The sequence below is a fragment of the Kitasatospora sp. NPDC096204 genome, assembly GCF_044763205.1.
GTDB lineage: Bacteria > Actinomycetota > Actinomycetes > Streptomycetales > Streptomycetaceae > Kitasatospora.
The window spans coordinates 73066-84629 of sequence record NZ_JBIWFT010000040.1 but is presented as its reverse complement, the minus strand read 5'-3'; the positions used below and the strand labels follow the sequence as shown (position 1 = coordinate 84629).

General features: G+C 73.1%; 10 protein-coding genes. 4 read left to right on the top strand and 6 right to left on the bottom strand.

Annotated elements, in window-relative coordinates; all coding sequences use genetic code 11:
• Positions 1 to 214: 214 nt before the first annotated feature.
• On the top strand, positions 215 to 1033 hold the full coding sequence (locus ACIQ87_RS33065; RefSeq protein ID WP_402414091.1) for a hypothetical protein: 819 nt from the start codon (positions 215 to 217) through the stop codon (positions 1031 to 1033).
• Between the two features lie 31 nt (positions 1034 to 1064).
• Here the strand turns inward: ACIQ87_RS33065 and ACIQ87_RS33060 are convergent, their stop codons facing one another.
• The 4 genes from ACIQ87_RS33060 to ACIQ87_RS33045 all read right to left on the bottom strand — a co-directional run bounded on the left by ACIQ87_RS33060 (position 1065) and on the right by ACIQ87_RS33045 (position 4241).
• Positions 1065 to 2201, bottom strand: coding sequence for a serine hydrolase domain-containing protein (locus tag ACIQ87_RS33060; protein WP_402414088.1), 1137 nt, complete (start codon positions 2199 to 2201; stop codon positions 1065 to 1067).
• Positions 2202 to 2226: 25 nt separating this feature from the next.
• Entirely contained in the window at positions 2227 to 3165 is a 939-nt protein-coding gene (locus tag ACIQ87_RS33055; protein ID WP_402414086.1) for a DUF6895 family protein, read from the bottom strand.
• Entirely contained in the window at positions 3162 to 3971 is an 810-nt protein-coding gene (locus ACIQ87_RS33050) for a hypothetical protein (protein WP_402414084.1), read from the bottom strand. Before ACIQ87_RS33050 ends, ACIQ87_RS33055 begins: the two co-directional genes overlap by 4 nt.
• Before the next feature lie 66 nt (positions 3972 to 4037).
• A complete protein-coding gene (locus ACIQ87_RS33045) occupies positions 4038 to 4241 on the bottom strand; it encodes a hypothetical protein (protein ID WP_402414081.1) in 204 nt (67 codons plus the stop codon).
• A gap of 155 nt (positions 4242 to 4396) precedes the next feature.
• Here ACIQ87_RS33045 and ACIQ87_RS33040 point away from each other — a divergent pair, with 155 nt between their 5' ends.
• Positions 4397 to 5170, top strand: a complete 774-nt coding sequence (locus ACIQ87_RS33040) for an SDR family NAD(P)-dependent oxidoreductase (RefSeq protein WP_402414079.1) — start codon at positions 4397 to 4399, stop codon at positions 5168 to 5170.
• A 236-nt stretch (positions 5171 to 5406) separates the two neighbouring features.
• The gene (locus ACIQ87_RS33035) at positions 5407 to 7272 is read left to right on the top strand and encodes an ABC transporter ATP-binding protein (protein WP_402414077.1); all 1866 of its coding nucleotides are present in this window, start codon (positions 5407 to 5409) and stop codon (positions 7270 to 7272) included.
• A gap of 96 nt (positions 7273 to 7368) precedes the next feature.
• Here ACIQ87_RS33035 and ACIQ87_RS33030 read toward each other — a convergent pair whose 3' ends face one another.
• Positions 7369 to 8037: a lysophospholipid acyltransferase family protein gene (locus ACIQ87_RS33030; RefSeq protein WP_392871797.1), complete on the bottom strand. Its 669-nt coding sequence runs from the start codon at positions 8035 to 8037 to the stop codon at positions 7369 to 7371.
• A gap of 176 nt (positions 8038 to 8213) precedes the next feature.
• Between ACIQ87_RS33030 and ACIQ87_RS33025 the strand changes: the two genes are divergently transcribed.
• Positions 8214 to 8426 (top strand): EF-hand domain-containing protein, encoded by a 213-nt coding sequence (locus tag ACIQ87_RS33025; RefSeq protein ID WP_392871794.1) that lies wholly within the window; start codon positions 8214 to 8216, stop codon positions 8424 to 8426.
• Positions 8427 to 8584: 158 nt separating this feature from the next.
• On the opposite strand, the gene ACIQ87_RS33020 is transcribed toward ACIQ87_RS33025, so the two are convergent.
• Positions 8585 to 10786, bottom strand: coding sequence for a CDP-glycerol glycerophosphotransferase family protein (locus ACIQ87_RS33020; protein ID WP_402414073.1), 2202 nt, complete (start codon positions 10784 to 10786; stop codon positions 8585 to 8587).
• Positions 10787 to 11564: the final 778 nt, after the last annotated feature.

Here is an 11564-nt window from a genome sequence, read left to right as displayed (position 1 = left end):
CGGCAGCCGCCTGATAGCCACACCCAGCACCCCTGGGTGGTCCAACCCTACGAATGACCAGACCAACCCGGCTCAGAAGGTAGAGCCGTCTGAGCCGGAGCCGTCGCCTCTCGGAGCCGTCCCCTCCCGGAGCCGTCGCCTCTCGGAACCGTCGCCTCCCGGGCCGTAGTCGTCGCCGGGCAGGCGGCGGCCGTCCGGGCGCTACGCTGCGCGCGTGATCAACGATGCGAACGTACGTCTCGCCGACCTTCTCGACCGTCGCGCGGACGGGCACGAGCCGGCGCCCGAGGCGGTGCTGGCCGCGCTGTTCGAGGGCGGGGTGTTCGTCCCCGTCACCGACACCGGATCGGTCATGTTCCTTCCCGACCCCGAGCAGCCGCCCACACTGCTCGGGTTCACCGACGCGGCGCTCGGCATGCGGCTGCTGGCGGAGGCCGCGGGGATGGTGCACTGCGACGCGGCTCGGCTGCGGGACATCCTGGAGAAGACCGGCGTCGCCGTGCTCGGGGTCCGCTCCGGGCAGGGGCAGGCGATCTTCGCCGAGCAGGTGCTGCGGGACCGGGCGGCGTACGGCCCCGGGGCGGAGATGACGCTCGCGTGGTCCACCGACCCGGTGGCGGTCGCCCTGCGGGACGCGCTGGTACGGCGGATCCACGAGTTCCCCGCCGTCCGCTCGGTGTGGGTCGCGCAGGCCCGGTGGCGGGCCACCGGTGAGGAACACCTGGTGCTGCACGTCGCCGTGGACGAGGACCTGCCGTCGGCCTCCGCCGACCGCCTGGCGCGGGTCCTGCTCGACGAGGAGGTGAAGCCGACCCCGACGCACCCCAACGTCGGGATGATCGCCCTGAACAGCACCACCCACGCCGACGCCATCGCCCGACTGGACCGCCAGGGTCTGGACACGGTGCGCCATGACGCCGAGTCGGGCCGGGTCGAGGTGATCTCCCGCGAGTACGACGACCCGTCGGCGGCCCCGGCGAACGGCGCCGCGCCCCGGCCCCGGGCCAAGCGCCGTTGGTTCGGCCGCTCCTGACAGGGCGCGGGTGGGACCGGCACCGGCGCCCTCAGGCCCGGCTGGCGGCCCGCAGCACCTCGTACCCGGCCTGGACGAACCGGCCGTCCAGCGCCGGCGCGGTGTTGGCCACCGCGGCGACGGCCGCCCGGCCGTCCGGTGAGAACCCCACGAAGGCGGTGAAGCCCCGGGTGCCGCCGCTGTGGAAGTAGAGGTCCCGGTCGCCCGAGCGGCGGTGCATCCACACCAGGCCGATCCGGTCGGTCGAGTGCGGCAGCCGCAACCGCAGCCGCTGGACGTCCCGCAGTGCGGCCCGCAGTCCGCCACCCGGGCCCGTCGCCGGTCCGCCACCCGGGCCCGTCGCCGGCCCGCCACCCGGGCCCGTCACCGGTCCGCCACCCGGGCCCGTCATCGGTCCGCCGCCGGGGCCCGGAGCCGGTCCACCGTCCAGGTGGGCCCGGAGGTAGCGCAGCAGGTCGGCCCCGTCGGCCCGGACGGCGCCGGCTCCCGGCAGCCCGGGGATGCGCCAGGGTGGGAGGGCCCGCCCGCGACGGTAGCCGGTCGCCCGGCCCGGCAGGTCCGGGGCGCAGGTCGTGGACCGCAGGCCCAGGGGTCGGCAGACCCGTTCGGCGAGCAGCTCCCCGTACGGCAGGCCGCCTGTCTCGGCGAGCACCCGTCCGAGCAGTCCGACGCCGTAGTTGGAGTACCCGTACCGGCTACCAGGCCTGTCCCGTACGGTGGTTCGGGACAGACTGTCCCTCAACTGATCGTCGCCGTACGTCTCGTACGGATTGCTGAACCAGGCCGGAACGGCCTTCGCGAGCAGTCCCGGGGGGAGGCCGGGCAGGCCCGAGGTATGGGTGGCCAGGTGCAGGAGTCGGATGGGTTCGGTCGACCGGACCTTCGCCGCGCGCCAGCGGTGCGGCAGCCGGGCCTCGACCGGGTCGTCCAGGGCGAGTTCACCGCGGGCGGCCATCTCCGCGAGCAGCAGCGCGGTGAACGTCTTGCTGACGGAGCCGAGTTCGAAGACGGTGTCGGGCGTGCAGGGCGCGGCGGCCGGGCCTCTCCCGACCCGTCCGAAGCAGCGCACGTCGGCCTGGTCCCGGACGGCCAGGGCGACCGTCACGGCGGTGGCGTAGGGCCGGGCCGCCCGTACCACCGCCGTGACCGCGGCGTCCAGGCCGCTCACGTCGAGCCCCGGCGCCGGGACCCGGTCAAGGGCCCACCGGTGTGCCGCCGAGCGCCCGGGAGAGCGTGACGGTGGCGGCCACCACCCCGACCACCGCGGTGTGGCAGTGCTGGCGGAAGTCCTCCTCCGGGTCGTCGTTGTCGGGGGCGGAGCCCTCGCACCGGATCATCCCGTTCGCCTCCTGGGCCGCGGCCAGCGCCTCCCAGCCGGTCCGGCCGGTGACCGGCTCGCCGATGCACGAGTCCACGATGAGCAGTTCGCCGGCCAGGTCCCACTGTTCGATCTCCAGCCAGATGTCGAGCCAGACCGGCAGCCAGTCGCGCAGGTAGTCGCGCATCGGCTCGGGCAGGCACTCGGGCCGGGCGCCCCAGTCGGTGAGGTGGAAGACGGTGTGGGTGACCTGGTAGGCGATCACCCAGGCGATGGTCCAGGGTTCGGGGCGGGCGCCGAGCCAGGTGTTCCGGGCCAGTCTGGGCCAGTCCGGCTGGGGTTCGAGGCCCGCGATCCGCCGGGCGTTGGCGAGGGCGAGGTGGCGGCTGCCCTGGATCTCGACGGCGTGCACGGCCCGGAGCCGGCCGATCGAGGTGAGCAGTTCCTCCATGGCGGCGTGACGGTATCCGGACCGGGCGAAGTGGCCGTACGTCTCCAGCGGGTCGACGAGGGTGACGTGACGCAGCTGCCGTTCGAGCAGCAGGTCTCCCTCGCCCAGCTGGGACCACGCGGCTTCGAGCAATTCCCTTGCGAGGTTGGCGTCGTGAGGGCCGGTGACGCCGTCGCGCAGGACCAGTGAGGACGCCAGGGCGGCCTCGCAGAGCGGCTTGTAGACGTCTTCCGGGTCGGCCAGGTCGACGATGGTGCTCTCCTCCAGCCGGCTGTAGCCGCGCTGGTAGCCGTCGTGCAACCAGGCCAGTGAGCGGGAGCCGAGCTGTTGGGCGGTGGCGAGCACCTCGGTGTCGGTCGTCATCTCGTCGCCCCGTTCATTCCATCGAAGCCGTCGGAGCCGTCGGAGCCCTCGGGGCTGTGAGAGCCCGCAGAGCCGTCAGAGCCGTCAGAGCCTTCAGGACCGCTCAGGCCGTTCAACAGGCGCTGGGCGATGGCGAGTTCGAGCGCCGACCGGGCGGTTCCGTCGCCGGAGAAGCGGATCCGGTCCAGGACGGGTTCGAGCTCCAGGCGGAGCGGCCGGCCGTCGGCCCGGGCCCAGGCGAGCCACCGGGCGAGCCGGACGGCGGTGGTGGGGTCGCGCCGGAGCATGCAGCGGACGGTGCCGCGGGCGAGGTCCAGGGTGTGGGCGCGGGCGGCGTCGTGGACCGGGCCGTCCAGCGTCGGCAGTGCCAGCGAGGACAGTTGGGCCATCCGCTTCGACCAGGCCTGCCACCCGACGGTCTCCGGGTCGGACAGCGGTGCGGGCGGTGGTGTCACGTCCGCGCCGTAGGGGGTTCGGGCGAGCAGCCGGCCGGCCGCCCAGTCCTGCCAGCCGATCACCAGCGCGGCCTCCGCGGAAGAGGGGGCGGGTGCGGGGAAGGCCACTCGTGCCTCGGCCAGCAGGGCGGCGGCGGTGCCGTCGGGCTCCGCGTCGGTGAGCAGCTGCGGCGCGAACAGGTCCGCGCCGAGCACCCGTACCGCGGCCAGCAGGGGGCGGGGTACGAGGCTGTCGGGGTCCGCGAGTGCGGCCGTGCCCCCACCGTCCTGGAGGACGGCGAGGGTCCGGTCCGCCACCCGCTCGACCGCCGCGGCGAACTCGTCACGGAGAGGGGTCTCGGCGGTTGGCATGGTGATCGGGTTCCCCTTCGGGAGGGAGTGGTCACGGGCGCGTGGCCCGACGGGGGAGGAGCCGTCCTACCGGGTCGGCTTCTCCTTCGGGCCCTTCGGCGACAGGAGCAGGAGCGCGGCCAGCAGCACCGCGCCGGCGGCCTCGGGCAGATACGTGGGCGCGTCGGACACGACGGCCTCGTCCTCCACCATCAGGCTCGCGAGTGTCTCGGCCTCCAGCGTCGTGCTGTGTGACGTCGAAGCCGTTTCGGTCCGGAACTGAGTAAGCATCAGGTGTGCCTCCTCAACTGGATTTCACCGCCCGGTCGGACGATGCCCCCGTTCGACAGTAAGGGCACCTCCAGGGACCTGCATCCGGAGGTCGCTGAGCAGCGGGGATCGCCCTGGGTGTGGGCTCGGGTGCGGCGAGTCGGTACGGTCGGGGCATGACCACAGCCTTGATCACCGGCGCTACCGCCGGCATCGGAGCCGCCTTCGCCCGCCGGCTCGCCCGCAGCGGCTACCGACTCGTCCTGGTGGCCCGGGACACCGAGCGCCTGGAGCGCGCAGCCGCCGACCTGCACGGCAGGTACGGCATCGAGACGGAGGTGCTGACCGCCGACCTCGCGACCGACGAGGGCATCGGCGCCGTGGAGGCCCGGCTCGCCGACTCCGCCCGCCCGGTGGACCTCCTGGTCAACAACGCGGGCTTCGGCAACAAGGGCGCCTTCGGGACGGTCCCGCTCCAGGACGAGCTGGCCATGCTGAAGGTGCACATCGAGGCGATCCTGCGGCTGACCACGGCCGCCCTGCCCGGCATGCGGGAGCGCGGCCGCGGAGCGATCGTCAATGTCGCCTCGGTGGCGGCGTTCCTGCCGCGCGGCACCTACGGCGCCAGCAAGGCCTGGGTGGTGAGCTTCACTCAGGGCGTGATGCGGGACCTCGGCGGTACGGGCGTGCGGATGATGGCGCTGTGCCCGGGCTTCACCCGGACCGAGTTCCATCAGCGGGCCGGCATGGGCACGGGCAACATCCCGTCCTGGTCCTGGCTCTCCGCCGAGCGGGTGGTGGACGAGGCGATGCGCGATCTGGCGCGCGGCCGGTCCGTGTCCGTGCCCGGCAAGCGGTACAAGATTGCCGTGGCCATCGCCCGGGTGCTGCCCTCCGGGAAGCTCGGCGGGCTCTCCTCGAAGGCGGCGCGCACCTACCGGACGAACTGACGACCGGGGCGGTCGGGTGCGGTAGGGCGCGGTCGGGCGCGGCGCGGCTCGGCTCGGCGAGGCCCCCCGGGGGGCGGAGCTGGGGCGATCGCCGAAGGCCGAAGGCTGAAGGGTGAGGGCCGAGGGCGCGGAATAGAGTCGCCCTCACTATTAGCTTGTCTAACTATGAGCTATCCTCGCTATGTCGACCCCAGCCCGACCGTCCGCCCGACCGCCCCACCCAGGGAGGCCCGTCCTTGAGGCCCACCGCCATCGACTGGACCCCGCCCGAGCGCGCCGAGGGCGAGCCCCGCCCGCCCGCGCAGTGGCGCCGCATCCTCGCCCTCTTCCGCCCGTACCGGGGCCGCCTGGCCGTGGTAGGGCTGCTGGTCGCGGCCTCCGCCGTGGTCTCGGTCGTGTCGCCGTTCCTGCTCCGGGCCGTCCTGGACACCGCGATCCCGCAGGGCCGCACCGGGCTGCTCAGCCTGCTCGCGCTCGGGATGATCCTCACCGCCGTGGTGAACAGCGTCTTCAACGTCCTCCAGACGCTGATCTCCACCACCGTCGGCCAGCGCGTGATGCACGACCTGCGCACGGCCGTCTACGGCCACCTCCAGCGGCAGTCGCTGGCCTTCTTCACCCGCACCCGCACCGGCGAGGTCCAGTCCCGGATCGCCAACGACATCGGCGGCATGCAGTCCACGGTGACCTCCACCGCGACCAGCCTGGTCTCCAACCTGACCGCGGTGGTCGCCTCCGTCGTCGCCATGGTCGCCCTCGACTGGCGGCTGACCGTCGTCTCGCTGCTGCTGCTTCCGCTCTTCGTCTGGATCAGTCGAAGGGTCGGCCAGGAACGCAAGAAGATCACCACCGAGCGGCAGAAGCAGCTGGCCGCGATGAGCTCGGCGGTCCAGGAGTCCCTCTCGGTCAGCGGCATCCTGCTCGGCCGCACGATGGGCCGCTCCGACTCGCTCGCCCGGGAGTTCACCGGGCAGTCCGACCAGCTCGCCGACCTGGAGGTGCGGGCCAGCATGGCCGGGCGCTGGCGGATGAACACCATCCAGATCGTGATGGCCGCGATGCCCGCGCTGATCTACTGGGCGGCCGGGCTGACCTCCGCCGCCGGCGCGCCGATCGTCTCGGTCGGCACCCTGGTCGCCTTCGTCACCCTCCAACAGGGCCTCTTCCGCCCGACCGTCAGCCTGCTCTCCACCGGGGTGGACGTGCAGACCTCACTCGCGCTCTTCCAGCGCATCTTCGAGTACCTCGACCTGCCGGTGGAGATCGACGAGCCGGCCGAACCGATCACCCTGACCGACATCCGCGGCGAGGTCCGCTTCAAGGACGTCGACTTCCGCTACGACCCGGCGCAGGAGCGGCCGACCCTGTCCGGCGTCGACCTGACGGTCCCGGCCGGGAGTTCGCTGGCCGTGGTCGGCGAGACCGGCTCGGGCAAGACCACCCTCAGCTACCTCGTCCCGCGGCTGTACGACGTGACCGGCGGACAGGTCAGCCTGGACGGCGTGGACGTGCGCGAACTGTCCTTCGACACGCTGTCCCGCGCGGTCGGCGTGGTCTCCCAGGAGACCTACCTCTTCCACGCCTCGGTCGCCGAGAACCTGCGCTTCGCCAAGCCCGGCGCCGACGACGCCGAACTGGTCGAGGCCGCCCGGGCCGCGCAGGTCCACGACACCATCGCCGCCCTCCCGGACGGCTACGACACCCTGGTCGGCGAGCGCGGCTACCGCTTCTCCGGCGGCGAGAAGCAGCGCCTCGCACTCGCCCGGACGATCCTGCGCAACCCGCCGGTGCTCATCCTCGACGAGGCCACCAGCGCGCTCGACAACCGCACCGAGCGCGCCGTCCAGCAGGCCGTGGACACCCTGGCCGCCGGCCGCACCACCATCACCATCGCGCACCGGCTCTCCACCGTCCGCGCCGCCGACCAGATCGCCGTCCTGGACCGCGGCGAGGTGGTCGAACTGGGCACCCACGACGAGCTGGTGGCGCTGGACGGCCGGTACGCGGCGCTGCTGCGCCGGGAGGCGCCGGAGGCCGCCGGCCGGGCCGACGCCCCGGAGCCCGCCGGGCAGACCGAAGCGGCTGCGGCCGAGCCCGTGTGACGGACCGGCGTCCGGGGCCGGGCGCCGACGACAGACCGACGAGCGGCCGCCGGTGACCGCCGAGCGGCCGACGACAGACCGACGAGCGGCCGCCGGTCAGGCCGCCTTCGGGACCTCGTTGTAGCTCCCGGCGACCTCCTGGCCGGAGAGTCGCTGGATCGCCGCCATCACCTCGTCGGTCACCTGCCGACGGGCCTTCAGCGAGCGGGCCTGCCCGTGCAGCTCGTCGAAGTGCAGCGGCTCGCCGAAGCGCACCGTCACCTTCTTCAGCCGCGGCACCCGCTTGCCCACCGGCAGGATCTGCTCCGGACCCTCCAGGGCCACCGGCACCACCGGCACGCCCGCGGTCAGCGCGAGCCAGGCGACGCCCGTCTTGCCCCGGTAGAGGCGGCCGTCCAGCGAGCGGGTGCCCTCGGGGTAGATGCCGAAGGCCTTGCCGTCCTCCAGGATCTCCAGGGCCGACTCCAGCGAGGCCTGGGCGGAACGGTAGGTGCCGCGCTCGACCGGCACGGCGCCGATGGCCTCGAAGAAGCCCTTGGAGAGCCGGCCCTTGAGCCCGGTGCCGGTGAAGTACTCGGCCTTGGCCAGGAAGTGGACCCGGCGCGGGGCGGTCAGCGGGATCACCACGCTGTCGATGAAGGACAGGTGGTTGCTGGCCAGGATCACCCCGCCTTTGCGCGGCACGTTCTCGATTCCCTCGATGGCCGGCCGCCAGATCCCCCGCGAGACCGGTTTCAGCACCAACTTGGTGACGAGGTCGAGCACGATTCCCTCCCTGGACGAACGACCGCCCGGGAGGAGCCCGGGCCTGCAATCAGATCCGCAGACTACGACACCCACCCCCGCGCGCGTCCACTCCCGGCGACCGTGGCGCGCACCACGGCCGGGTAGGGTACGGCCGTCCGAACAGAGCAAGACCGCGCAGTACCCAGGAGGGCACGATGGAGACCACCGAGGCGATCAAGGCCTTTTTCGACCGCTTCGACAAGGACGGCGACGGCAAGATCACCGCGGCCGAGTACGCCCTGGCCGCCAACGAGATGGGCGACCACGACGTCACCCTCTCGATGGCCGAGGCGCTGATCCACAGCATGGACACCAACCACGACGGCGTCCTGACCTTCGAGGAGTTCCTGGCCGCCCGCCGGCGCTGAGTCCGCGCCGACGGGGCCGGTCGCCGTACCGGCGGCACCGGCCCCGTCCGGAGGCCCGTCCTCGCGCGGGCCTACCGCCCCTCCAGCGCGAAAAGCCACCTCTCCACTGCGAAAAGTCACTTCTCCACCGCGAAAAGCCACTTCTCGACCGGGAACGGCTACTTCTCCACCGGGAACACCCGGCGCACCACCCGCTCCGCGGCCCCGCCGTCGTCCCAGACGCAGAACTTCTCCCGGAACCGCGCCCGCGCCGCCGGCTCCGGGTCGCCCGCCAGCAGCGCCCGCGCCAGCCCGTCCGCGTCCACCGTGACCGCGCCCGGCGGCTCCGCGAACAGGTCGAAGTAGACGCCGCGCTCCCGCTGGTACTCCTCCCAGTCCGGGGCGAAGATCACCACCGGCCGGTCCAGCACCGCGTAGTCGAACATCATCGACGAGTAGTCCGTCACCAGCACGTCCGCCGCGAGGTAGAGGTCCTCGACGGTGGGGTGCGCCGAGACGTCCACGATCCGCGCCGACTCCGCCCCGGCCTCCGCCAGGTCGCCCGGACCACCGGTGTGGAAGTAGTGGGTGCGCACCAGCAGCGTGAAGTCCGGGCCCAGCCGCCGGGCCAGCTCCGCCACGTCCAGCAGCGGCACGTAGCCGCCCTTGCTGCCGCGGTGGGTCGGCGCGTACAGCACCGTCCGGGTGCCCGGCCGCAGTCCGAGCAGCTCGCACATCGCCCGGACCTCGTCCGAAGTGGCTTTCGCCAGACGGTCGTTGCGCGGGTAGCCGGTGTCCAGCATCTCGTACCGGCCGGGGAAGGCGCGGGCGAAGTGGCCGCTGGTGTGCGGGTTGGGGGAGACCAGGAAGTCCCAGCGGTCGACGGCCTCTTGGAGCGCCTCGAAGTCCATTCCCTCGGCCGCCGCCGGGTGGTCGCGCAGGTCCATGCCCATCGCCTTGAGCGGGGTGCCGTGCTGGGTCTGGACGTGCACCGTGCCCCGCCGCTTCGTCATGGTGCGGGGGAAGTTGACGTTGTTGACGAAGTACTTGGCGGTCGCCATCGCCTTGAGGTAGGCGGGGGTGTTGACGATCACGTACGGCACCCCGGGCGGCAGCGTGGCGGCCTGGGCGCGGTTCTCCACCACCCACACGCCCCGGATCCGCGGCGCGAGTTCCTTCGCCTTCTCGTAGATCGCCGCCGGGCTGCACGCGTAGCCCCGGTGCCAGTACGCGGCGTAGACCGCGAGGTTCTCGTCCAGCGGCAGCCGGCGGAACGCGTTGTACGCGGTGAACCGGGCGCTGCTGCGCATCCCCTTCTTCACCGCGGGCGCCACCGCCCTCGCCCCGCGCTTGAGTTCGCGCGGCAGCCGGCCGGTGCGGCGCAGCTCGGCGTAGGCGATCCGGGCGCCGCGGGCGGCCAGCCGGTACTGCACGCCGCGCACCCCGCCGGGGAAGCGGTAGTCGGCCGGGCGGTGGCGGTCGAAGTGCCGGGCGATCCGCTGGAAGAAGTCCTTGCGCAGGTCGGTGGGGACCAGTCCGGGGGTGTCGTAGACGTTCAGCGCCTGGCGGACGGTCCGGTCGAAGACCAGGGTGCGCAGCGAGTCCGGGACGGGCCGGCCGGGACGGTCCGGGCGGTCCAGGAAGGCGAAGATCGCGTCGTACTGGGCGAACACGTCGGCGTGCTTGGGGGAGGCGGTGGCGGTGATCGCGCCGTCTCGGCCGCGCCGGTAGAAGTAGCAGGGGCGGTCGAGGTAGCGCAGCCGCTCGGCGGCCAGCAGCGCCGGGTAGGTGACCGAGATGTCCTCGTAGTAGCCGCGGCCGAAGGAGACGCCGAGGCCGTCCAGGAACGCGCGGCGGAACAGCTTGTTCCACACCGACATCACGGTCTGGAACAGCGCGGGGTGCTCGGCCAGGGTGCAGCCCTCGACCAGCGGGGAGCCGGTCAGCACGTGGCGCCAGGGGTTGGGCTCGGTCCCGCCGTCCGGGTAGACGTGGGTGAAGTCGGTGATCAGCACGTCGGCGGGGGTGTCCCGGCGGCTCTCCCGCGTCAGCTCGTCCAGGAGGGCGCCGACCGTCCCCTCGGGCACCCAGTCGTCGCTGTCCACGAACCAGACGTACTCGCCGCGGGCCTGCGGCAGGGCGGCGGTGCGGGCGCCGCCGAGGCCCTGGTTCTCGGTGAGGTGCAGGACCCGCAGGCGGCTGTCGCGGGCCGCGTAGGCGTCCAGGATCGCGCCGGAGCCGTCGGGGGAGAGGTCGTCGACCGCGATCACCTCGAAACGGGTCTCGGCGGCGGGGGTGTCGCCGAGGATCGAGTCGAGGCAGTGCGGGAGGTACCGCTCCACGCCGTGGACCGGGAGCACGATGCTGAGGAGGAGGGACACGCTGGCCGAGTGTACCGATCCACCGGGTGCGACCTGCGCGGACGGCCGGTGCGGGCGCTGTGGGCCCCTGGGGGTTGCCGGTGCGGGGCGCCGCGGGGGCCGGCGGCTGTGGCGGGTGTCCGTGGGCGGGCGTCCGTGGTGGACCCGGAACCGCCGGTGCCGGGCCCCGTGCGGGGCGGCACCGGCAGTCAGGTGGCGGTCCGGCCGACCCTCTACGGCCGACCGCCGGTCCGGGCACCGCGCGAGCCTGGCCGCCGCAGCGTCGAGGCGGCCGGGCAGTGGCTCGCGGGAGCCGGAGTTCTTCACCACTCGAACACGCGCTTGAGTGCGGTGCGGGCACTGGCGCGTGCATCAGAATACTGCTTGGAGGTTCGACGGGAGTCAATCCCTCGAATGTGTTCACTTCCTGAAGCCGGGCGTTCATGGGTCGATGACGCCCGCCGGGCGGCGCCCCGTGCCGCCCGGCGGGCGCCTCGATGATCGCTTTGTCGACGTGGCGGCTGTCCCCTTATACGCAGGCGCGGGTGGAGGTGTGGGCCGAGGGGCGGCGCCGGGCGGGTGTCGGGCGCGGCGTCGCCGCAGCCGGATCGGCCGTCCCTGGTGACGGGCGGCTGGTCGTGCACCATCATTGATGCCTAGTCGTGACCGGCCGGGTGGCCCCTGGTGCTTCGTCAGTTGACGCCGCACGATACGGTGGCACAACACCAAGGACGGTTGCGCGAAGGCCGTCCGTCACGGATAGTCTTCGCCTCACGGCCCTGGCGCCTCGTAGGGGTGG